At 67.7% G+C, this 22,566-nt stretch carries 21 protein-coding genes; 16 read left to right on the top strand and 5 right to left on the bottom strand.

Going from position 1 to position 22,566, the window contains the following annotated elements:
- The first annotated feature begins 838 nt into the window (after positions 1-838).
- From ACIA49_RS32335 to ACIA49_RS32300, 8 genes are all read left to right on the top strand, one after another.
- Positions 839-2,422 (top strand): ABC transporter substrate-binding protein, encoded by a 1,584-nt coding sequence (locus ACIA49_RS32335; protein WP_396381618.1) that lies wholly within the window; start codon positions 839-841, stop codon positions 2,420-2,422.
- The gene (locus ACIA49_RS32330; protein ID WP_396381616.1) at positions 2,423-3,349 is read left to right on the top strand and encodes an ABC transporter permease; all 927 of its coding nucleotides are present in this window, start codon (positions 2,423-2,425) and stop codon (positions 3,347-3,349) included.
- Entirely contained in the window at positions 3,342-4,238 is an 897-nt protein-coding gene (locus tag ACIA49_RS32325) for an ABC transporter permease (protein ID WP_396381614.1), read from the top strand. The genes ACIA49_RS32330 and ACIA49_RS32325 overlap by 8 nt, the downstream gene beginning before the upstream one ends.
- 112 nt (positions 4,239-4,350) lie before the next feature.
- Positions 4,351-5,352 (top strand): ABC transporter ATP-binding protein, encoded by a 1,002-nt coding sequence (locus ACIA49_RS32320; protein ID WP_396381613.1) that lies wholly within the window; start codon positions 4,351-4,353, stop codon positions 5,350-5,352.
- A complete protein-coding gene (locus tag ACIA49_RS32315) occupies positions 5,352-6,353 on the top strand; it encodes an ABC transporter ATP-binding protein (RefSeq protein WP_396381612.1) in 1,002 nt (333 codons plus the stop codon). The genes ACIA49_RS32320 and ACIA49_RS32315 overlap by 1 nt, the downstream gene beginning before the upstream one ends.
- A 129-nt stretch (positions 6,354-6,482) precedes the next feature.
- Complete coding sequence (gene dapB, locus ACIA49_RS32310; RefSeq protein WP_396381611.1) at positions 6,483-7,229, top strand: 4-hydroxy-tetrahydrodipicolinate reductase; 747 nt, start codon at positions 6,483-6,485, stop codon at positions 7,227-7,229.
- Between the two features lie 35 nt (positions 7,230-7,264).
- The gene (locus ACIA49_RS32305; RefSeq protein WP_396381609.1) at positions 7,265-7,711 is read left to right on the top strand and encodes a hypothetical protein; all 447 of its coding nucleotides are present in this window, start codon (positions 7,265-7,267) and stop codon (positions 7,709-7,711) included.
- 135 nt (positions 7,712-7,846) lie between these two features.
- Complete coding sequence (locus ACIA49_RS32300) at positions 7,847-10,336, top strand: ATP-binding protein (RefSeq protein ID WP_396381608.1); 2,490 nt, start codon at positions 7,847-7,849, stop codon at positions 10,334-10,336.
- 449 nt (positions 10,337-10,785) lie between these two features.
- Here ACIA49_RS32300 and ACIA49_RS32295 read toward each other — a convergent pair whose 3' ends face one another.
- Positions 10,786-12,501 carry an alpha/beta hydrolase gene (locus tag ACIA49_RS32295; protein ID WP_396381606.1) on the bottom strand — a complete coding sequence of 572 codons (1,716 nt, stop codon included), beginning with the start codon at positions 12,499-12,501 and terminating at the stop codon, positions 10,786-10,788.
- Positions 12,502-12,745: 244 nt separating this feature from the next.
- Positions 12,746-13,303, bottom strand: a complete 558-nt coding sequence (locus ACIA49_RS32290; RefSeq protein ID WP_396381605.1) for a helix-turn-helix domain-containing protein — start codon at positions 13,301-13,303, stop codon at positions 12,746-12,748.
- Positions 13,304-13,331: 28 nt separating this feature from the next.
- Here ACIA49_RS32290 and ACIA49_RS32285 point away from each other — a divergent pair, with 28 nt between their 5' ends.
- Positions 13,332-13,757 carry a VOC family protein gene (locus ACIA49_RS32285; protein ID WP_396381603.1) on the top strand — a complete coding sequence of 142 codons (426 nt, stop codon included), beginning with the start codon at positions 13,332-13,334 and terminating at the stop codon, positions 13,755-13,757.
- On the opposite strand, the gene ACIA49_RS32280 is transcribed toward ACIA49_RS32285, so the two are convergent.
- Positions 13,758-14,369 (bottom strand): GNAT family N-acetyltransferase, encoded by a 612-nt coding sequence (locus ACIA49_RS32280; protein ID WP_396381602.1) that lies wholly within the window; start codon positions 14,367-14,369, stop codon positions 13,758-13,760.
- Positions 14,370-14,481: 112 nt separating this feature from the next.
- The gene (locus ACIA49_RS32275) at positions 14,482-15,672 is read right to left on the bottom strand and encodes a DUF418 domain-containing protein (RefSeq protein ID WP_396381600.1); all 1,191 of its coding nucleotides are present in this window, start codon (positions 15,670-15,672) and stop codon (positions 14,482-14,484) included.
- Positions 15,673-15,844: 172 nt separating this feature from the next.
- Between ACIA49_RS32275 and paaA the strand changes: the two genes are divergently transcribed.
- The 6 genes from paaA to ACIA49_RS32245 are packed head-to-tail and all read left to right on the top strand — an operon-like array spanning position 15,845 to position 20,049.
- Positions 15,845-16,762, top strand: coding sequence for a 1,2-phenylacetyl-CoA epoxidase subunit PaaA (gene paaA / locus ACIA49_RS32270; protein WP_396381599.1), 918 nt, complete (start codon positions 15,845-15,847; stop codon positions 16,760-16,762).
- The gene (gene paaB, locus ACIA49_RS32265; RefSeq protein WP_396381598.1) at positions 16,759-17,037 is read left to right on the top strand and encodes a 1,2-phenylacetyl-CoA epoxidase subunit PaaB; all 279 of its coding nucleotides are present in this window, start codon (positions 16,759-16,761) and stop codon (positions 17,035-17,037) included. Before paaA ends, paaB begins: the two co-directional genes overlap by 4 nt.
- On the top strand, positions 17,034-17,771 hold the full coding sequence (paaC, locus tag ACIA49_RS32260) for a 1,2-phenylacetyl-CoA epoxidase subunit PaaC (RefSeq protein ID WP_396381597.1): 738 nt from the start codon (positions 17,034-17,036) through the stop codon (positions 17,769-17,771). The genes paaB and paaC overlap by 4 nt, the downstream gene beginning before the upstream one ends.
- The gene (gene paaD, locus ACIA49_RS32255; protein ID WP_396381595.1) at positions 17,765-18,244 is read left to right on the top strand and encodes a 1,2-phenylacetyl-CoA epoxidase subunit PaaD; all 480 of its coding nucleotides are present in this window, start codon (positions 17,765-17,767) and stop codon (positions 18,242-18,244) included. The genes paaC and paaD overlap by 7 nt, the downstream gene beginning before the upstream one ends.
- Complete coding sequence (paaE, locus tag ACIA49_RS32250; RefSeq protein WP_396381594.1) at positions 18,244-19,335, top strand: 1,2-phenylacetyl-CoA epoxidase subunit PaaE; 1,092 nt, start codon at positions 18,244-18,246, stop codon at positions 19,333-19,335. The genes paaD and paaE overlap by 1 nt, the downstream gene beginning before the upstream one ends.
- Before the next feature lie 27 nt (positions 19,336-19,362).
- Positions 19,363-20,049, top strand: coding sequence for an alpha/beta fold hydrolase (locus tag ACIA49_RS32245; RefSeq protein ID WP_396381592.1), 687 nt, complete (start codon positions 19,363-19,365; stop codon positions 20,047-20,049).
- A gap of 100 nt (positions 20,050-20,149) precedes the next feature.
- Here ACIA49_RS32245 and argG read toward each other — a convergent pair whose 3' ends face one another.
- The gene (argG, locus tag ACIA49_RS32240) at positions 20,150-21,583 is read right to left on the bottom strand and encodes an argininosuccinate synthase (protein ID WP_396381590.1); all 1,434 of its coding nucleotides are present in this window, start codon (positions 21,581-21,583) and stop codon (positions 20,150-20,152) included.
- Positions 21,584-21,701: 118 nt separating this feature from the next.
- On the opposite strand from argG, the gene ACIA49_RS32235 reads away from it, so the two are divergent.
- Positions 21,702-22,529 (top strand): metal-dependent hydrolase, encoded by an 828-nt coding sequence (locus tag ACIA49_RS32235; protein ID WP_396381625.1) that lies wholly within the window; start codon positions 21,702-21,704, stop codon positions 22,527-22,529.
- Positions 22,530-22,566 lie beyond the last annotated feature (37 nt).

The following is a 22,566-nucleotide window of genomic DNA, read 5'->3' as shown; positions in this document are numbered from 1 at the left end:
AGCGACCTCTCGATCACCTCACGCTCCCGCACGTCCAACCGTTTCCCCGGCATCACTACCTCCAGTCATCACACCAGATCATGTGCAACAACCGGATGAGGCCAAGGCCCCGAACGTGGTCGGTCTGTACTCAAAGTGGGCGACCCGTCCCCACCTTGAGCACGGCTCAGTCACCTGCCGGGCCCAAAGACGGTTGAGGGGTGCTCAAGGTGAACTGGGCATCCCACCTCGGGCACGGTTCACCGTTTCGCCGGTCGTGGCGTGGTTGAGCGGTGCTCAAGGTGACTCGCGGGCCGCGACTGTGGGCAAAGTCAGGGGATATCGGCTCAGGTTGCCGGTTCTCCCCTCATTTTTTGAGGGGAGAAGGGTCCATTTCAAGGGATACCCCCTGAAATGGCGAGGGCCGGCACACGACCTGAGCCGCGGCCGGCGGCCGGCGACCGCCACCAGTGGCACCCAGAGATGCCGGGTGGTTGCGGGAGACCTGTTGCCCGGTGCTTCCGCCGTGACCTCCCGGCGCCGGCCGCAAGTAGTGGCGTGGGAGCGCGAGGTGCTGAGTGCGCAGTTGTGTGCACAAACAGGCCTGGCAGGGATCTGCCGTGACATCTGATGACTTGGGGCGCCAGGGCGATTAAAGTGGGCAGGTTGCGGGTAGTGAGAGCAGGGTCATCTGAGGTCTTGGGTTGATAACGCCTGCGTTACGCGGGCTTGTTTATGTGCTGACAACGTTGACATGCGCAGTTTCGACCAGCCACGATGGCGCAATGCTCCGCCCGCCGATCGGCGCTTTGCCGAGGAAGTTGGTTCGACCGTGGGACGTCTGACTGGGGTTGTGGGGGTGGCACTCGGGCTTTCGCTGGTGCTCGCCTCGTGTGGTGGCAAGTCGGGGGGTGACGGCTCCGGTGGTGGTGGGGCCAAGAGCGAGGTGATCGCGATCGCGGCCGAACCGCTGGAGTACATCAACCCGCTGAACGAGAACGGCAGCCCCGGGATCCAGGTCGCGATGGCGATGTTCGCGCCGCTGGTGACGACCGATCCGAACAGCGGCAAGCTGCTGAACGTGATGGCCGACTCGGTCACGCCGGACAAGACCAGCCAGACCTGGACGATCAAGCTGCACCCGGGCAACACGTTCCAGAACGGTCAGCCGCTGACCGCCAAGGACTACGTGGACAGCTGGAACCTGACCGCCCAGGGGTCGAACGCCTGGAAGAACAACGGCTTCTTCTCCAAGGTCGAGGGTTACGACGCGCTGAACCCGGAGACGCCGGAGGGCGCCACGCCGAAGCCGACCTCGGTGAAGGCACTGAGCGGCCTCAAGCAGGTCGACGACCTCACGTTCACCGTCAAGCTCAAGGTGCCGTTCTCCCAGTTCGGGCTGACCCTGCAGTACCTCGGGCTGGCGCCGCTGCCGGAGGAGGTCCGCAAGAACCCGGACGCCTACAAGCGCAAGCCGATCGGCAACGGCCCGTACAAGCTGGCCGCCGACTGGAACGCCGGTGACGACATCAAGCTGGCCAAGTGGGACGGCTACAAGGGGTCGCTGGTCCCGGAGGCCGAGTCGATCACCTACCGCTTCATCCCGAACGCGGACACGGCGTACAACGAGTTCCTGGCCGGCAACCTCGACTTCGTCGACGTGCCGTCGACCAAGGTGAAGAGCTTCAAGGACGACGCCCCGGACAAGTGGGTGACCAGCGTCAGCTCCGGCGCCAACTACCTGACGATCCCGGCCTGGGACCAGCGCTACAAGAACCCCACGTTGCGGCACGCGATCTCGATGGCGATCGACCGGAAGGCGCTCGCCGACCTGGTCGGGCTGTCCGAGCCGGCCAAGGCCCTGGTCTCGCCGGACATGGACGGCTACCGCGCCGACGCCTGCAAGTTCTGCGACTTCGACGCGGCCAAGGCCAAGCAGCTGCTCGTCGACGCCGGTGGCTTCTCCGGCCCGGTCAACATCAACTACAGCACGACCTCGGCCAGCGGTCAGGTCAACGCCGAGGCGATCGGCAACATGATCCGGCAGAACCTCGGCCTCGAGGTCAAGTACACCGGCAAGACGGGCTCGGAGATCACCCAGCTGGCCGACGAGCGCAAGCTCGACGGGCTGCGATTCAGCGGCTGGGGGCACGACTACCCGTCGATCGAGGACTACCTCACCCCGATGTTCAAGTCCAACGGCGACGCGAACTTCGCCCACTACGCCAACCCGGCGCTGGACGCCGTACTGGCCAAGGGTGACGCCGAGCCGGACCCGGAGAAGGCGATCAAGCTGTACCAGCAGGCCGAGGACATCGCGCTCGAGGACATGCCGCTGATCCCGCTGTTCACCAAGTCCAACGCCTACTTGCACTCGGACAAGATCGAGCCGCGGGTCTCCAAGTACGTCGGCGTCTCCGCACTCTGGGCGACGTTCAAGTAGATGATCCGGTACATCCTTCGCCGCGTCATCGCGGCGATCCCGATCGGGATCGTCGTCACGCTGGGGGTCTACGCGCTCGTCTTCGCGATGCCCGGAGACCCCCTGCGGGAGCTGGCCGGTGACAAGCCGATCCCGGCCGCGGTGCTGGCGGCCAAGCGGGCCCAGTTCCACCTCGACGATCCCTTCATCGTCCAGTACCTGCTGAGCATGAAGGACATCCTCACCGGCCACTTCGGTACGACGTTCGCCGGCGCGGACATCGCCGACCAGCTCCGGCTGCGGATCCCGGTCACCCTCAAGCTGACCTTGCTGGCCAACGCGTTCCAGTGGACGTTCGGGCTGCTGTTCGGGATCTACGCCGGGTTCAAGCGGAACGGTTGGGTGGACCGGTCGTTGCTGCTGGCAACACTCGTGCTGCTCGCCGTACCGGGGCTGGTGGCGTACTTCGCCGCGCAGTTCGTGTTCGGTGTCCAGCTCAAGTGGTTCCCCGTTTCCGGCGTGCTGGAAGGCTTCCCGACGTCGTACCTGCTGCCCGCCCTCGTGATCGGGCTGCTCGGTTTCGCCGGGCTGGCCCGGCTGATGCGGACGTCGATCGTGGAGACGGTGAACGCCGACTTCGTGAAGACCGCGCGGGCCAAGGGCCTGGGGGAGCAGCGGGTGCTGTGGCGGCACATCCTGCCGAACGCGCTGCTGCCCGTGGTGACGTTCATCGGTCTCGACCTGGCCGGCATGTTCGGCGGCGCGATCATCACCGAGTCCATCTTCAACCTGCCGGGGCTGGGGCAGTTCATGTTCCAGGCGATCAAGCTGAAGGAGGGCGGGGTCGTGGTGCTGCTGTCGACGCTGGCGTTCCTGTCGTTCATCGTGATCAACCTGCTCGTGGATCTCCTCTACGGAATCCTGGATCCGAGGGTGCGCCATGTCTGATGTCACCGCGGTCGTCAGCGCCGAGGCCCAGGAGCTCGGCGACGGACGGACCCTGTCGAACCGGGAGCTCCTGCGGGCGCTCCTGCGCAAACCGCAGTTCATCCTGTGCAGCCTGCTGCTGCTCGTGTTCTTCGCGATGGCGGCGGTGCCGAAGCTGTTCACGTCGGCCGACCCGCGTTTCTGCGAGCTGGGCAAGAGCCGCCAGGGCCACGGCCCCGGGCACCCGTTCGGCTTCGACATCCAGGGCTGCGACTACTTCGCCAACGTCGTGTACGGCGCTCGCCCGTCGGTCCTGGTCAGTATCTGCGCGAGCTTCGGTGTCTTCGTGCTGGCCGGAACCTTCGGCCTGCTCGCCGGCTACTTCCCGGGCGCCGTCGACGCGGTGATCTCGCGGACTGCGGATGTGCTGTTCTCGATCCCCGGCCTCGTGGTGCTGATCGTGATCCTGAACTCGGTGCCGAACCGCAGCATCTGGATCATTGTCGGCGTCATCCTGCTGATCGGCTGGCCGGGCGGCATGCGGTTGATGCGGGCCACGGTCTTCTCGGTCCGCAACCGTGAGTACGTGCTGGCCGCGCGGTCGATCGGCGTTCCGCCGTTGCGGATCCTGCGCAAACACGTGTTCCCGAACGCGATGGCCCCACTGCTCGCGATGACCACGCTCGGCATCGGCGGCATGGTCGGCCTCGAGGCCGCGCTGACCTTCCTCGGCGTGGGACTGCAACCGCCGTCGATCTCGTGGGGATCACAGTTCGGCGTGGCCGCGTCGTACCGGGACACTCCGCACCTGTTCATCTGGCCGGCGTTGTTCATCTCCACGATGACGATCTCGTTCATGATCATCGGCGACTCGATCCGCGACGCCCTCGACCCGAAACTCATGCGATGACTGTGCACATTGCCACGCTCCGCGCGGCAGGTCCTGGGGCCTGGTTCCCTTTCTTCCCTCGTCACTCCAGTCGCTTCGCTCCCTGCGCTCCTCAGTCCAGAAAGGGGGCCCCATGACCGGGACCGGTGAAGTACTGCTCAAGGTCGACAACCTGACCGTGGAGTTCGATACTCCGCGGGGTCCGGTGCGTGCGGTCGACGGGGTGTCGTGGCAGGTGCGGGCAGGGGAGACGCTGGCGATCCTGGGGGAGTCGGGGTCGGGCAAGAGCGTGTCGACCCAGGCGCTGACCGGGATTCTCGAGATGCCGCCGGGGCGGATCGTCTCCGGTACGGCGGAGTATCGCGGCGCCGATCTGATCTCGATGACCACGAAGGAGCGGCGGAGGATCGTCGGGGACCGGATCACGATGGTGTTCCAGGACTCGTTGTCGGCGCTGAACCCGGTGCAGTCGGTCGGGACGCAGATCGCCGAGTGCTTCCGGGTGCATCGCGGGTTGTCGAAGAAGGACGCGATGAAGCGGGCGGCCGAGATGCTCGACCAGGTGCGGATTCCGGCCGCGTCGAAGCGGGTGCGCGACTATCCGCACGAGTTCTCCGGCGGTATGCGGCAGCGCGTGATGCTGGCGATGGCGCTCGCGCTGGATCCCGACGTACTGATTGCCGACGAGCCGACGACCGCGCTCGACGTGACCGTGCAGGCGCAGATTCTCGAGCTGATCGCGGAACTGCAGGCCGAGCGCGACATGGGCGTCGTACTGATCACGCACGACCTCGGTGTCGTCAGCGATGTCGCGGACAACGTGGTGGTGATGTACGCCGGTCATGTCGTCGAGCGGGCCTCGACCGCCGCGGCGCTCGACCATCCTGTGCACCCGTACACCGAGGGCTTGCTCGGCTCGATGCCGTCGGCGGAGCTCAAGGGGCAGGAGCTGCCGACGATCCCCGGTACGCCGCCGTCGTTGCGGTCGATCCCGTCCGGGTGTGCGTTCCGGCCGCGGTGCCCGATCGCGATCGAGGAGTGTGCGCACGACGTACCGCCGTTGCTGACCGTCGCGCCCGGCCGGGATGCCGCGTGTATCCGCCGGACGACGCTGGCCGAGAGGGAGGCCGTCTGATGGCCGAAGAGTTGCTGGTGGCAACGGATCTGGTGAAGCACTACGACATCAGCCCGGCGCTGCATTTCGGGTCGAAGGTCCTGGTCCGCGCGGTCGAGGGCGTGAACCTGACGCTGCGCAAGGGCGAGTCGCTCGGCATCGTCGGCGAGTCCGGCTGCGGCAAGTCCACACTCGTCCGGCTGCTCGCCGCACTGGAGAAGCCGACGTCCGGACAGCTCCGGTACGGCGGTGTCGAGGTCAACAAGCTGCGTGGTCGCGAACTGCGGAAGTGGCGGCAGAACGTCCAGGTGGTCTTCCAGGATCCGTACTCCAGCCTCAACCCGCGGATGCGTGTCGGCGAGATCATCGCCGAACCGCTGGAGGTCCACCCGGATGTCTCCAAGGGGATGGACATCCGCAAGCGGGTACGCGAACTACTGGAGCTGGTCGGTCTGCGGGCCGAGGACGAGACGAAGTTCCCGCACCAGTTCTCCGGTGGTCAGCGGCAGCGGATCGGGATCGCCCGCGCCATTGCGTTGAACCCCGACATCCTGCTGTGCGATGAGCCGGTCTCGGCGCTCGACCTGTCGGTCCAGGCGCAGGTCGTGAACCTGTTGATGCGGTTGCAGCGTGAGCTCGGGCTGAGCATCATCTTCGTCGCGCACGACCTGTCCGTCGTACGGCATGTGTCTGATCGGGTCGCGGTCATGTACCTCGGCCGCGTCGCGGAGCTGGGCGACCACCAGAACGTGTACGACGTACCGGCGCACCCGTACACCCAAGCGCTCCTGTCCGCCGAACCCGGCCTGGCCCGCCAAGGCCGCAAGCGGATCGTCCTGGCCGGCGATCCGCCGTCCCCCGTCTCACCACCCTCGGGCTGCCGCTTCCACACCCGCTGCCTGCGCGCCGAATCCCGCTGCAGCACCGAAGAACCCCAGCTCCGCCTCATCCCCTCCGGCCAGGCCGTCGCCTGCCACTTCGCCGAAGACGCCCAGGCCGCCTACACCCCCTCCCTCACCTAACGTCCGAAAACACGCCGACCACGCCCTCCATCTCTTCGGACGCTGTGCGGTTGGCTGGGGTGGGGTGAGCGGGTTCGGCGGGGGCGGATGAGATCCTGGGGGTCTTGTCGGTGCGTTGAGAGGGTGCGGATGATCACGGTCGGTGTGCTGGGAGCCAAGGGCAAGATGGGCGCCCAGACGTGCCTTGCGGTGGATGAGGCCGCGGACGTGCAGTTGGTGGCGGCGCTGGACCAGGGCGACGACCTGGCCGAGCTGACCAAGGCGGGCACGCAGGTCGTCGTGGACTTCACCCGGCCCGAGGTCGTGATGGACAACCTCGAGTGGTGCATCGCGAACGGGATCCACGCGGTCGTCGGTACCACTGGCTGGGACGACGAGCGGCTCGCGAAGCTGCAGTCGTGGCTGGACGCGGCGCCGGGCGTCGGTGTGCTGATCGCGCCGAACTTCTCCATCGGTGCGGTGCTGATGATGCAGTTCGCCGAGAAGGCGGCCCGGTTCTACGAGTCGGTCGAGATCATCGAGCTACACCACCCGGACAAGGTCGATGCACCGTCGGGAACAGCACGCCGTACGGCGGAACTGGTCGCGGCCGCACGCCGTGAGGCGGGCAGCGGGCCGATCCCGGACGCGACCACGACGGCGCTCGACGGGGCGCGCGGTGCGGATGTCGAGGGGATCCGGGTGCACGGCGTCCGGCTGCGCGGGCTGATCGCGCATCAGGAGGTGCTGTTCGGTGACGAGGGCGAGACGCTGACGATCCGCCACGACTCGATGGCGCGGGTGTCGTTCATGGCCGGTGTGCTGCTGGGCGTCCGCAATGTTGTGACCACGCCGGGACTGACCGTAGGCCTTGAGCACTTCATGGATCTCGCCTGACCGGGGCGGTGGGGCGGGGAAGGCATGAAACAGCGATGAGAGCCAAGACCGCGGCGATCGTTTTGGCGGTCGTGTTCGTCGCGTACGCCGTCCTGCTCGGCTGGCGTGGCGTGTTGCTGATCGGGACCGGGGATCCGGTCGCGGTCGGCCTCGGCGTCGCCGTCCTGGTGATTCCGGTGCTCGGCGCCTATCTGGTCTGGCGGGAGTTGCGGTTCGGATCCCAGACCGAGGCGCTGGCCCGGGAACTGGAGGCGAGCGGTGGTCTGCCGGTCGACGACCTGCCGCGGCGGCCGTCGGGGCGGATCGACCGGGCGGCGGCCGATGCGGCGTTCGAGCAGTATCGAACCGAAGCGGAGGCTTCGCCTGACGATTGGCGGGTATGGTTCCGGCTGTCGACGGCGTACGACGCCGCTGGGGACCGTCAACGCGCACGGGCGACCATGCGCCAGGCGATCGCCCGGCACGCCGCCGAGGCGGGCTGAACAGGCTGCATGTTTCCTGTGAGTTCGCTGGGAACGGCCCGGATCGCCTGACAAGGCGGCCCGGATCGCGATATTTTCGCTAAAACGTACGTGGCAACCGCCACGTACAGGCCGGAAACTGGGTGGAGCCGTCCTGTGTCGTCCGACGGATCACGCCGCGGTTCGGACGACGTGCAGGGGGCTGGGTTCGGCGGCCTGTTGCGCCGGCATCGGCGAGACGCCGGGCTGTCGCAGGAGGGCCTGGCGGAGCTGGCCGGTCTGAGTGTCGACGCGATCGCCGCGCTGGAGCGTGGACGCCGACGTGCCCCGAGAGCACACACTCTGCGACTGCTTGCGGACGCACTGCGACTGAACAGCGCTGAGCGCACTCAGCTCACCACGTCCGCCCGCAACGACACCGAGTCGCCGCAGCCGGTACTGCGCCGCCCACCAGCGCCGCCGAACGAGCTGATCGGCCGGACTGTCGAGGTGACCGCGGCCAAGCGGCTGCTGGGGCAGCGCATCACCCGGCTGCTCACGCTGACCGGTCCGGGCGGTGTCGGGAAGACCCGGCTCACCATGGCGGTCGCAAGCGAGCTCTCCGATGACTTTCCCGACGGCGTCTGCTGGGTGCCGCTCGCCGCACTGACCGATGCGGACGCCGTCGCTCAGGCCGTGGCGGCCTCGATCGGCTTGCACCCGCTGGACACCACCCGGCTGACCGAGGAGATCGCCGAGCAGATCGCTCAGCGGACTCTGCTGCTGGTGTTCGACAACTGCTCGCACGTGGTGTCGACCGTCGGCCAGCTGTGCGCAGCGCTCCTGGAGTCCTGCCCGAACCTGTCCATTCTCGCCTCCAGCCGCGAGCTGCTCCGGGTCCCCGGCGAGAACGTGTACGTCGTACCGCCGCTCGCGCTGCCACCCGATGAGGATCAGACCGAGGCGGCTGCGGCGGTCCGGCTGTTCGTGGACCGGGCGAGGGCACGCGGCTATGACCTGACCGGGCAACTGGACCAGGTGGCTCGAGTCGTGCGCCGGCTGGAGGGGATGCCGCTCGCGATCGAGCTGGCGGCCGCTCGGACCAACGTGATGACGATCGAAGAGCTGGCCGGTGAGCTGGAGACGTCGTTCGGCATCCTGGCCGGTGGCGACCGGACGGCGTCGCCGCGACAGCAGTCGATGCGTGGCGCGATCGAGTGGAGTCATGACCTGCTCACGCCGGCGGAGCGTGATGTCTTCGCGCAGCTGTCGGTGTTCGTCGGCGGGTGGACGCTGGGCGCGGCCGCGATGGTGATGTCGGGAGAGAGCGCTCCGGGGCCGGTAGCCCGAGCAGAGGCGCTCGATCTGACCGGGCGGCTCGTCGACAAGTCGCTGATCCGGGTGACTCGGCAGGGCGGTGTCGCGCGGTACTACATGCTCGCCGTGATCCGGGAGTTCGCGGCCGACCGCCTGCAGGCGACAGCCAGTGTGGACGAGGCGGTTCGTCGCCATGCGCTCTTCTACATCGGCTTGGCCGAGCAGGCGGAGCGTGAGCTGCGCGGCGCCAACCAGGAGGAGTGGCTCGAGCGTTTGCAGAGCGAGCTGGACAACCTGCGATCCGCCATGGCGTGGGCCCTGCAGACGAGATCGGTCAATGAGGCACTGCGACTGTCTGGTGCCCTCTGGCTGTTCTGCTACCTGCGTGGTCACTACGCCGAGGGCAGTCAGTGGCTAGAGCGTTCACTCGCGCTCCTGCCTGCAGCTGAGGACATGACGCCGGCACTGGCGAAGGCGAACCTCGGCGCCGGCATGCTCGCGTTCCTGCAATGCGAGTACGACGTGGCGACCACTCGGCTCGAGACCGCGCTCACGCAGTACAAGGAACTGAAAGACGACGCGGGTACTGGGCTGGTGCTGCAACGACTCGGGGGAGTGGCTCGGGAGCGCGGCGACTACCGGGCCGCTGAGGAGCTGCACTGCCAGAGCTACGACAAGTTCGAGAGCGTTGGCGACCAGTCGGGGATGTCGTGGGCGCACAACCACCTGGGCTTCGCTGCCTGGCTGCGCGGTGATCTGGACATCGCCCGGCGTCGCTGCATCAAGGCACGCGACAGCTTCCGGGTTCTGCGTGACGGCGAAGGACTTGCCTGGTCGTTGATCAGCCTCGGTGCGATCGCGCAGTACAAGGGCGAGCTGGTGGAGGCGGAGGATCTGCTGCAGGAGAGCCTCACGCTGTCGCAGCGGCTCGGCTATCGCGAGGGTGTGGCCTGGTCGCTCAACCAGCTCGGCATTGTGGAGCGGCGTCGCGGTCTGACCGAGCGTGCGGTGCATCTGCTCGACGAGAGCCTGGCTGAGCACCGAGACCTTGGCGACCGGTGGCGATCGGCCAGTGTGCTGGAAGAGCTCGCGGCTGTCGCTCAACAGCGGGGCCGGAGCGAGTACGCGGCATTCCTGCTGGGTGCGGCGGACGGCGTACGGGACGTGATCCAGGCGCCGGTGCCCGAGGTCGAGAAACCCGACTACCTCGCTACGCGCAGTGCGGTCGAGGAGTCCCTCGAGCGGCGCGCCTTCCGGACGGCCTGGTCGGCCGGCCGAGCAGCGCCGCTGGCCGCAGTGGCTGACGGCTATCCGGTGCACAACGCCCCGGACGGCTCCAGGTACCTGTGAGACCCGGCCGATCAGCGGTCCACCAGATCTGCTGATCGGCCCGGTCCTCCGTACATGCCTCGCGGAGCATCACGACCTGGGGGATCGACGATGCCCCGCGAGGGACTTGGGTGCGCGGTACGCCTGATACGTGACTCGGCCGGCTGCGCCTCTGTCTGACCCCCCAGGCAGTCCCCCCACCTAGCAGCCGGCCGAAGCCACGTCCGGCGTTCGAGCCATTCGTCGAGCCCTCCCGGTCGACGCCCGGCTCTCCCGCGCTGACACAAGAGTGTCGAAGTCACGCTGTGTCGCACAGGGACGTAACCCTGACATCGCCCTGACAAATATGTCCTGACAACGAAAGCACCCACCGGATTTCGCCGACCGTGATCGGAGCCTGCCGGTGGGTGATTTCCCGGGTCCCGGGAATTACCGGTCCGGGGCCTGGGTCAAGCGTTTGGATAGTGCATTCAATGGAGATAGCCGGAAATAGCCGTGGTGAATCCGGCGACCCGGCGCAGCGGCGATCCGGTCGGTGCCCCGGCGGCCTCGCCGCCCTCGGTACCGACCGGCTCCGGGGTGGACGGCGCCGGGATGCCTTCGCCGCGGCAGCTGACGTCGGTGGCCGGCGTCCTGCCGGTGGTGAGGAACGCGTTGATGATCCGGTCGGCGCACTTGTTCACGCCGCCGTACACGCCGTGGTCGCCCTCGCCGGTGATGGTCAGCAGCCGCGAACCGGCGTACCGGTGATGGGCGTCGGCGGCCAGCGTGTAGTTGGTGGCAGGGTCGTTCTGGCTCTGCACCATCAGCGTTGTGGGCAGTCCGGCGCCGGTCGGCTCGGGCAGGTTCAGCCGCGGGCGGTCCCAGTAGAAGCACGGGTTCTCGTTCATGCTCCAGCCGATCAGCGGGTTCCGCGGACCGATGCGGCCGGCCAGCTGGTCGGCGTACTCGCGGCCCTGCGGCCACTCCGTGTCGTTGCAGGTGATCGCGGTGAACGTCGCGCTCTCGTAGTCGTCGCCGAGTGAGGGCATGCCCACGGTGCTGCGGTGCGCACGCCGTACCAGCTCCTGCTGACGGGCCGGGGACAGTGCGTCGACGGTGCGTTGCGCGGCCTGCGGACCGCTCTTTGTCTGGGTTTCGGAAAGGCCGCGGAGAAATGCCAGATCAAGGGCCAGCGAGTAGAAGTCGAGTTTTGTATACATATCCCCGGAGATCATGTCGTCCAGGGTGTTCTGGTCGTAGGTGATCCGGACCGAGGCCTCGAGGAACTCCTCGACGACCGGCTGCTTCTTGAGTGCCGCTCGTAACTTTTCGTAGTTGCGTACCACCTGGCGGGACGTCATGCCGAGGTGCAGCTTGTCGTCGTACTTGGCCGCCCAGGTCGCGAAGTCCTGCTCGAACCGGCGCTGGAACGCGGCCGGCTGGGCCGCGAACGTGTCGAGCCACGGCTTGGTGAAGTCGGTGTTCGAGTCGAGCACGAAGCGGCCGACGTGCTGCGGGAAGTAGGTCTGGTAGTACGCGCCCATCCAGGTGCCGCCGGAGTACCCGACGAAGTCGATCTTGTCGAAGCCGAGCAACTGCCGGATCAGGTCGATGTCCTGCACGGTCTGCCCGGTGGTGAGGTAGGGGAGCAGGCCGCGGGACTGACCGTCGCAGTACGGCTGGGCCAGCTTGGAGGCCTGTGAGATCAGCTCCAGGTTCCATGAGTCGCGGTCGCGGGCGTCCATCGTGTAGCCGGGGGTGCCTTGGCAGGTGACGTTGGTGCTGTCGCCGGTACCGCGCGGGTCGAACCCGACCGCGAGGTGGTCCTTGGCCAGCGGCGCCTGGCTGGCGAGGTACGGCGCCATCCCGAGTCCGGCGCCACCCGGCCCGCCCGGGTTGCCGAACACGACCCGGCTCGGCTTGCCGTGGGCCGGGGTGACCTTGCTGACCGCGAGCTGGATGTCGTTCCCGGCGTACTGGTTGGCCCAGTCCCGGGGCGCGGCGATCTTCGCGCAGTACGTCCGCAGCTCCTCGTCACCGCAACGCCGCCAGTTGAGCTTCTGCTGCAGGTACTTGTTCGCCACCGGCCGCGCCTTGTCGACGATCACCCCCGCGGTCATCGAGGCGGTGGCTCCCGATCCGGGAACAACCAGTACGGCGGCGGCGGACAGCCCCAGGCCGACGGCCAGGGAGGCGAGCTTCATGAAGACTCCAACGGCAAAGCGTGATCGGACCGTCGCAATCTGTCATGTCAGTCGACTGGGGTCGAGCACCACCCCCGGTTAGGGCGTGTCTGTCGAGTCCCCGCCTACTGCGCTGCACTCGGCACGGCACCTCGCCGCACTGGAGGAAAGGCCACGATGGAAAAGCATCGAGGCCTCCCCTCCAGCACACCGAGCCACCGCACCGAGCACATGCTCGCTACGGCGCGGACTCAACAGACACGCCCTAGTCGCTTTTCGGCGGCAGGAAATACGCGAGCATCCGGACCCGGCGTGAGTCCGGGGTCGGCTCTTTGCGTTGCAGATAAGGCATCAGCAAGACCTCGAGATCCTCCTGGACCTTGCGCAGCTCCTCGGCGGTCAGCCACATCCCCGCGTTGAACAATCCGGCCGACCGGGCCCAGTCGAGCTCCAGTTCAGGCTCGGTGCCCTCGACCCACTGGCGCGGAAGGTGCTCGTAGCTCAGCAACATGGCGTTGCTCAACGCGCGCGCTGCCTGCTGAACCTCTTCATCGCCTTCCTCCGGGATCTCGAAGAAGATCCCGCGCCCACAGGCTTCCCAGGTGTCGCCGTCCCGCGTGACCAGCCCCACCTCAGTCAGCCGCTCCAGATGCGCGACGACGTCGTCCACCCCGACCGCCTCGGCCAGCTCCGCAGTCGTCGCCGCGCCGTGCCGCGTCAGCCGGTCGGTGATCGCCAGCCGCACCGGCTCCGCCAGCACGCGCATCGCCTCGGCGCCCGTGAGCACCATGTCCCCGACCTCATTAACCCGCACCTCAGTCATGGCGGTAAGAGTGCCCTAAGGTCGGGGCATGACGGCCTTCGACCTGCACATCGTGTTCGACTGCGCGGATCCGGAGCGGGTGGCGCAGTTCTGGCGGGCGGCTCTCGGCGGGTACGACTTCCCGATGCCGGTGCCGGACGGGTTCCTGACCTGGGAGGACTGGGCGGACGCACAGCAGATCCCGGTCGACAAGCGGCCGACCGGACGGACCCTGGTGGACAAGGTGCGGGACCGGCCGGACATCTTCTTCCTGCAGGTGCCCGAGGAGAAGCTGTTCAAGAACCGGTTGCACCTGGACATCAAGGTGGCACCTGGCCTGGCCGGCGACGATCGTCGTACGGCGATCGACGCCGAGGTGGATCGGCTGATCGAGCTGGGCGCTACGGTCCTGCGGCGAGCGGACGACCTGGTCGTGATGCAGGACCCCGAGTCGAACGAGTTCTGCGTGGCCTGATCAGTCGTCTTCGGTGGCAGGGTCGGTGTGCAACCGGACCTGCTTGATGCGGACCGAGCCGTCGCCGTACAGGTCGAGCTCGCGGTGCGCGGAGTCAGGGGCCCAGCCGGCGTCGGTGTAGAAGGCGCGGGTGACGTCGTCGGTGGAGTTGATCCAGACGGTGATCCGGCGGAAGCCGTCGGCACGGACAGTGTCGACGACTGCGTTCAGGAGCCGCGAGCCGTGGCCGGCGCGGGTGGCGTCGGGCTGAACGGCCAGCTCGGCGATCAGAGCGTCGTACCGGCTGTCGGCGTCCGGGTCGTCCGACGTGGTGATCGCCGCGAACCCGACCAGCGTGCGACCGGCCAGCGCGACCATGACCCGGTTGCGCGCCTCGCCCGGAGCGATCAGCGCGGCCCGCCACTGCGCGGCGAACTGATCCGGGTTCAGATCGGCCAGTACGTCGGCCGGCAGCAGACCCGCGTACGACGCGCGCCAAGCCGCGACCTGGATCTCGCCGATCGCGTTCGCCTCGGCGGGCAGCGCCAGCCGCACACTCGTCTCGGCCACCGGCGGCTCACCGGACAGGTCGGACAGGTTAGCAGGCTCGGGTACGCCGAAGTCGTCACTCACACCCCGCATCCTCCCAAACCCCGCCGCCCCGCTGCCCGCCGGGGACATACGTTGAGCACCCACCAGCCACAATCCCCCGCGGGAAGTGGCTGATGGGTGCTCAAGGTGGGGCTTAGTAGACGAGTCGGCGGAGCAGCGTTTCGGCGGGACCGCGGTAGGAGCGGCGGCTCATGGTGTAGGCGGCGACCACCGAGATCACCCAGACCCCGACGGCGACTGCGAGCGCCGTGTACGCCGTACTGCCGAAGCGGTGACCGAGGTCGAGGGTGAACGGAGCCAGCAGGGTCATCCAGGCGACGGACTGGAACAGGTAGCCCGACATCGACCGCTGGCCGAGTGACGAGATCATCCGGACCGGCAGCGACAGCGTGGTGATGCGGGAGACCAGCAGGCCGAACAGGGCGACGTACCCGGGTCCACCGAACATGCCGCTCACGTGGGACAGCATGCTCAGAGAACCGACCGCGGCCTCGTCGACGTGCAACCAGCCGGCGCCGATCAGTGCGTAGGGCAGCCCGCCGAGGACAACGACGCTCATGCAGACGGCGGCGACGCGGGTGAGCAGTGTGCGGTGTGCGGCCGGGTTCTCCAGAATCTGCTTGCGGGCAGCCCAGATACCGAGCCAGACGACCATGACGAAGCCGAGAACGGTGGCGGTGTGCAGCGGGTACTCGTGCAGCCGGTCGAGGAGACTCGCGCCGTACGACGATGCCGCCAGCGACGGGTTCGGGTCGTTCACGATTGCGTGGGCCGGGCCGCTGCTGGTGAGGGCCGCGATGAGGCCATGGATGCCGAGGTAGACGACGTACACGAGCTCGAAGGCCCAGATGGCGATGACGATCCGATGGAACTTGTCACTGCGGTTGAGCAGGAGCAGTGTGCAGAGGATGCCGACGATGCCGTACGCGCCGAGGAAGTCGCCGAAGTACAGCAGGGTCGCATGGACGGCGCCGAAGGCGATCAGCCAGGCGTTTCGCTTCATGAGGATCCGCCGTACGGCGCTGGGCGTGGCACCCGAGGACTTCTGCCGCCGGGCGAGCTGGACCAGGCCGTAGCCGAACATCACCGCGAAGACCGGGTACGCCCGGGCGTCGACGAAGGTGAGCTTGAGGAAGTTCAGGATGCGCTCGAAGCCCTGCGGCGCGGTCTCGACACCGGGCTGGCCGGCGAACGCGAAATTGGAGCTGTTGGCCAGGCCGATCAGCAGCAGCATCGCGCCGCGGATCAAGTCGGGGGCCAGTGCCCGCTCCTTGCCGGTGACCGGACCACGGTGGTCCGTCGGGAGGGTTTGCTGGATCGTCACGGGAGGGTCCTTCCGAACTGTTTAGCCCTTGAACTGTTGAGACGATCCTCCCGCCGCGGGCTGGTCCGCCCCAGAGCGCTGAGCCCCCTTCCCGGGGTAGGCCCAGCACCACCCTTGTGACACTTCTTGTCGATCTGGAGAAAAAGTGTCACATCTGGGCTATGCTCGGGCCATGGACAGCTTCCAGGCGACCATCGACGCCGACGGCCGGATCGAGCCGCGGGACGCCATGCCCGACGGCTACCGCAAGACCCTGATCCGGCAGATCGCGCAGCACGCGCACTCCGAGATCATCGGCATGCAGCCGGAGGGCAACTGGATCAGCCGGGCGCCGTCGCTGCGCCGCAAGGCGATCCTGATGGCCAAGGTGCAGGACGAGGCCGGTCACGGTCTCTACCTGTACGCCGCGGCCGAGACGCTCGGCGTGGACCGGGCCGACCTGCTGGACCTGCTGCACACCGGCCGGCAGAAGTACTCCAGCATCTTCAACTATCCGACCCTCACCTGGGCCGACATCGGCGCGATCGGCTGGCTGGTCGACGGTGCCGCGATCGTGAACCAGGTGCCGCTGTGCCGCTGCTCCTACGGGCCGTACGCACGCGCCATGGTCCGGGTCTGCAAGGAGGAGTCGTTCCACCAGCGGCAGGGTTTCGAGATCCTGCACACGCTGTCCACTGGTACTCCGGGGCAGCAGGCAATGGCGCAGGACGCGCTCGACCGCTGGTGGTGGCCGTCGCTGATGATGTTCGGCCCGCCGGACGCGTCGTCCACGCACTCCGAGCAGTCGATGGCGTGGGGGATCAAGCGGCACAGCAACGACGAGCTGCGGCAGCGCTTCGTCGACATGACCGTCCCGCAGGCCGACGTACTGGGTCTGCGCGTGCCCGACGACGGACTGGTGTACGACGAGGCCACTGGTCACTACAGCTTCACCGAGCCGGACTACACCGAGCTGTACGAGGTAGTGAAGGGCAACGGGCCGTGCAACGAGAAGCGGCTCGCCAACCGGGTCAAGGCTCATGAGGACGGCGCCTGGGTCCGTGAGGCCGCGGCGGCGTACGCAGCGAAGCAACTGGAGCGTGCCGCATGATCGAGCCACTGTGGGAGGTCTTCGTGCGCTCGCGGCGTGGCTTGTCCCACACGCACGTGGGCTCGCTGCACGCTCCCGACGCCACCATGGCGCTGCGGAACGCGCGTGACGTCTACACCCGTCGGCAGGAGGGCGTGTCGATCTGGGTGGTGCCGGCGACCGACATCACCGCGTCCAGCCCGGACGAGAAGGACGAGTTCTTCGACCCGGCGGGTGACAAGGTCTACCGGCACCCGACGTTCTACACCGTCCCGGAAGGTGTCGACCACCTGTGAGCGACGACCTCTTCGTCTACGCGTTGCGGCTCGGTGACGACGCGCTGATCGCGGCGCAGCGGACCGCCGAGTGGATCGCGAACGCGCCGCAGCTCGAGGAAGATGTTGCCCTCGGCAACATCGGCCTCGACCAGCTGGGTCAGGCCCGGACGCTGCTGCAGTACGCCGGTTCGCTGGACGGCCGCACCGAGGACGACCTGGCGTACTTCCGCGAGGAGCGCGAGTTCCGCAACGTGCAGCTGTGTGAGCTGCCGAACGGCGACTTCGCCCACGCGATGGCCCGTCTGCTGTACTTCGCGACGTACCAGCACCTCCTGTACGACGAGCTCCGCGGCAGCGCCGACGAGACGCTCGCCGGTGTCTCGGGCAAGGCCGTCAAGGAGGTCGCGTACCACGTCGACCACGCGACCCAGTGGGTCGTGCGGCTCGGTGACGGGACTCCGGAAAGCCACAGTCGGATGCAGGCGGCACTGCAGGAGCTCTGGCCGTACACAGCCGAGCTGTTCGAGTCCGACGAGCTTGTACGACGTCTGCCGGTTGCTGTGGACCCGTCGACGCTCCACGACGAGTGGGAGCGCCGGGTGTTCGCGGTGATCGACGAGTCCACGTGCAGCCGGCCGGAAGCGTCGTACCAGCACACAGGTGGCCGGAGTGGTCGGCACACGGAGCACATGGGCTACCTGCTGGCCGAGCTGCAGCATGTGGCTCGTTCACACCCGGGGGCGACATGGTGACCGACGCTGCGATCCTCGACGCGGTTGGTGAGGTCGCTGACCCAGAGGTGCCGGTGCTGACGATCGCTGACCTCGGAGTGCTGCGCGGTGTGCGGCATGAGGGTGATGAGGTCGTCGTGACGATCACCCCGACGTACTCGGGCTGTCCGGCGATGGATCTGATCCGTCACGAGGTCGAGCTCACGCTGAACCACCTCGGTGTCGACGGTCATGTCGAGACGGTGCTGTCACCTGCTTGGACGACGGACTGGATGAGCGAGGCGGGCAAGGCGAAGCTGACCGAGTACGGGATCGCACCGCCGACCGGACGCCGTGCTGTTGGCGGACCGGTGATGCTGTCGCTGACGATCCGCTGCCCGCTGTGCGGCTCACCTGACACGACGGAGCTCAGCCACTTCGGTTCCACGTCCTGCAAGTCGCTCTGGCGTTGCAACAGCTGCCGTGAGCCCTTTGATCACTTCAAGGCGATCTGATGACTACTACGACTGTGGCCCCGCGGCGCCGGGCGGCGTTCCATGCGCTGAAGGTGGCGGCGATCGAGGCCATCACCGATGACTCGGTGGCGATCACGTTCGTCGTACCGGAGGAGCTTGCGGGGGAGTACGACTTCACCGCGGGCCAGCACCTGACTGTTCGCCGTACTGGTGAGGACGTCCGGCGCAGCTACTCGATCTGCTCGCCGGCTGGTTCCGGTGTGCTGCGGATCGGGGTGAAGCGGATCCCCGGTGGCACGTTCTCGGCGTACGCCGCCAATGAGCTCAAGCCGGGTGACGAGCTCGAGGTGATGACCCCGCTCGGCCGCTTCGGTACGACGCTCGACCCGGCCAACGCCAAGCACTACGCGTTCGTGGCAGCGGGCAGCGGCATCACCCCGGTGCTCTCGCTCGTCGCCACCATCCTGTCGGTGGAACCGGACAGCCGCGTCACCCTGCTCTACGGCAACCGCACTGCCGGCTCGGTGATGTTCGCCGACGAGTTGGCCGACCTCAAGGACGTGTACGCCGAGCGCCTGCACCTCGTGCATGTGTTGTCGCGTGAGTCCACCGAGGTGGAGCTGTTCAGCGGCCGCATCGACGCGGACCGGCTGAAGCGCATGTTCGCCACCATCCTGCCGGTCGCCGGTGTGGACGAGTGGTTCCTCTGCGGCCCGTACGCCATGGTGGTCGGCGCTCAGGAGCTCCTGCTCGCCGAGGGCGTCGACCGCGCCCACGTGCACGCCGAGCTGTTCCACGTCGGTGACGAAGCTCCCAAGGCTCCCGTCGAGGAAACCACCTCCGACGCGGACGCAGCCCAGGTCACCGTCATCCTCGACGGTCGTCGCTCGACCTTCCCGCTCGGTGAGCACGCCAAGGCGATCCTCGACGCCACACTGGCCGTCCGCTCCGACGCCCCCTTCGCCTGCAAGGGCGGCGTCTGCGGCACCTGCCGCGCCAAGGTCATCGACGGCGAAGTCCGCATGGACACCAACTGGGCCCTGGAGCCCGAGGAGATCAAGGCCGGCTACGTCCTCACCTGCCAGTCCCACCCGACCACTTCGGCCGTGACCGTCGACTTCGACGCCTGACCCCCTGGCGGGGTTAGTACTGCAGGCATGCGCATCTCTTTGTCTGCAGGGGAGTTCGAGTACGTCGACAGCGGTGACCCGGCCGCTCCACCCGTGGTGCTCCTGCACGGGCTGAGCGGCAACATCACTCGGTGGGACCACATTGCACCGGAGCTCGCCAAGCACCGCCGCGTCCTGGCACTGGACCAGCGCGGCCACGGCGCCAGCGCGCGGACTCCGTCGTACTCGTTCGAGTCGATGCGCGACGACCTCCTGGAGTTCGTCGATGCCCTGGCCCTGCCGCCGTTCCTTCTGGTCGGCCACTCCATGGGCGGCACGGTCGCAGCTCTCTTCGCCGAACACCACTCCGACCGCCTCACCGGCCTGGTCCTCGTCGACGCCCCACCGCCCGACGGTGACGGCGACTGGACCGTCCCGGCGCGCCCCAGCGAGGACCCCGGCTTCGACTGGGACTGCCTGCCCGCGATCTTCGCCCAGCTGGCCGACCCCGACCCGTCGTACGTGGCCGATCTCCCGAAGATCGCCGTACCGGCTCTCATCCTCGGCGGCGGCTCCACCAGCCCTGTCCCGCAAGAGAAGCTCGCCGCAGCCGCCGATGCCATCCCCGACTGCACGCTCGTCACCGTCGAAGGCGCCGGCCACAACATCCACCAAACCCGCCCCGCCGACCTCCTCGCCGCCCTCACCACCCGCTTCGCCACCGACCCCATTTGATGGGTGCACCCACCGCTTGGGAGGTTTCCGCCCCGTAATTCGCTGGGGGAACCTCCGGCTTGAGTGGTGAACCCACCAAACGCGCGAGCTGGTACGGCGGTCAGTCGGTGCCGGACTCCATGGCGGCGCGGTCGAGGAGGAGGTCCTCCTCGGACCCCTCGCCGCGGGAGGCGATCGCCTGGGCGCCGCCGGTGGGCATCGGGCCGATGAGGTCGGTGGAGGCGGCCAGCGCCGGGTTCGACGTACCGAACAGGCCCAGGCCGGCGTACTGCTCGAGCTTGGCGCGGGAGTCGGCGATGTCGAGGTTGCGCATGGTCAGCTGACCGATCCGGTCGACCGGGCCGAAGGCGGAGTCCTCGGTGCGCTCCATCGACAGCTTGTCCGGGTGGTAGCTGAAGGATTGGCCGGTGGTGTTGATGACCGAGTAGTCCTCGCCCCGCCGCAGCCGGAGGGTGACCTCGCCGGTGATGGCCGAGCCGACCCAGCGCTGCAGGGACTCGCGGATCATCAGCGACTGCGGGTCCAGCCAGCGGCCCTCGTACATCAGCCGGCCGAGCTTGCGACCCTCGTTGTGGTACGCCGCCAGGGTGTCCTCGTTGTGGATCGCGTTCACCAGCCGCTCATAGGCGGCGTGCAGCAGCGCCATGCCGGGAGCCTCGTAGATGCCGCGGCTCTTGGCCTCGATGATCCGGTTCTCGATCTGGTCGGACATGCCCAGCCCGTGCCGGCCGCCGACCGCGTTGGCCTCCAGGACCAGGTCGACCGCGGAGCCGAACTCCTTGCCGTTGATCGTCACCGGCCGGCCCTGGACGAAGCCGATGCTGACGTCCTCGGTGGCGATCTCGACCGAGGGGTCCCAGAACTTCACGCCCATGATCGGGTCGACCGTCTCGATCCCGGTGTCCAGGTGCTCGAGCGTCTTCGCCTCGTGCGTCGCGCCCCAGATGTTCGCGTCGGTCGAGTACGCCTTCTCGGTGCTGTCGCGGTACGGCAGGTGGTGGGCGACCAGCCACTCGCTCATCTCCTTGCGGCCGCCGAGCTCGGTGACGAAGTCGGCGTCCAGCCAGGGCTTGTAGATCCGCAGGTTCGGGTTGGTCAGCAGCCCGTAGCGGTAGAACCGCTCGATGTCGTTGCCCTTGAAGGTCGAACCGTCGCCCCAGATCTGAACGTTGTCCTCGAGCATCGCCCGGACCAGCAGCGTGCCGGTCACCGCCCGGCCAATCGGAGTGGTGTTGAAGTAGGTGCGCCCGCCGGACCGGATGTGGAAGGCGCCGCACGTGAGCGCGGCCAGCCCCTCCTCGACCATCGCGGCGCGGCAGTCCACGAGCCGGGTGAGTTCGGCGCCGTACGCCGTCGCCCGCCCCGGGACCGACGCGATGTCGGGCTCGTCGGCCTGACCGAGATCGGCGGTGTACGTGCAGGGCACCGCTCCCTTGTCGCGCATCCACGCGACCGCGACGGACGTGTCGAGACCTCCCGAGAACGCGATCCCGACCCGCTCACCAACCGGCAACGACGTAAGCACCTTGGACATAGGAAGAGTATGCATGCCTCTGAATGATTATGCAAAACGTCGGTGATGGGTGTGGCTGTTGTGACTGATGAGGCTGGATTGAGAGGATGGGGGCAGCTGGAGGGGAGTGAGGCGCACCATGATGGGGCGGTCGCATGCGTTGTCGGGGTGGGTTCTGGGCCTGGCGGTGGCGCCGATGATCGGGTTGACCTCGGTGGCCGAGGTGGTGCCGTTCGCGGCCGCCACAGCGGGCTACGCGTTGGTCCCGGACCTGGATCACCCGGGCGGGAGCGCTTCGCGCGTGCTCGGACCGGTCACCGGACTGATCTCCAGCGGGATCCGGACCTTCTCCGGTGTGCTCTACAAACTCACCAAGGGACCGCGCGATGAGGACAGCACCGGCAAGCATCGCCATGCCACGCACACCCTCGCGGCCGCGATCGGGCTCGGCTTCCTGGCCGGGAGCCTGGGGGACCACGGCAAGTGGGCAGTCCTGGCCGTCGCCGTCACGGGTCTGCTGCTCGCGGCCCACGTGCTCGGCGACTGGATCCTGATCGCCACCCTCGCGGCCACGGCCTACTCGGTCTTCGGTACGGCGCTTCCCGGTACGACGCCTGCTGACTACCTCCAGGCGGGCTTGTCCGGGATCGGCGGCTGGATCGGGGTGGCGGTCGGCCTCGGCATGTTCACGCACTGTCTGGGGGACAGCCTGACCCGCTCGGGCTGTCCGTGGCTTTGGCCACTCCCGATCCGGGGTGAGACCTGGTACGAGATCCGGCTGCCCCGGCTTCTTCGGTTCAGTACGAACAGCTGGGTCGAGCGGCTGATCGTCGTACCGGCGTTGCTGGTGGCCGGCGTACTGCTGCTGCCAGGCGTCTTTCCGTTCGTTTTGTCTACATTCAGTGATGGGAGCGCTACGCAAAGTGTTCACAGAATTTTTTCCGGACTTTTTTCGTGGAACGTGTAACGACTCCCTGGGCCAGCCCGATAGGACGAGTGAGCCT

Origin of the sequence: Kribbella sp. NPDC051587 (assembly GCF_044453945.1) — a bacterium.
Taxonomy (GTDB): domain Bacteria; phylum Actinomycetota; class Actinomycetes; order Propionibacteriales; family Kribbellaceae; genus Kribbella.
The sequence above is the reverse complement of the archived record's forward strand: the minus strand, read 5'-3'. Positions and strand labels throughout refer to the sequence as shown.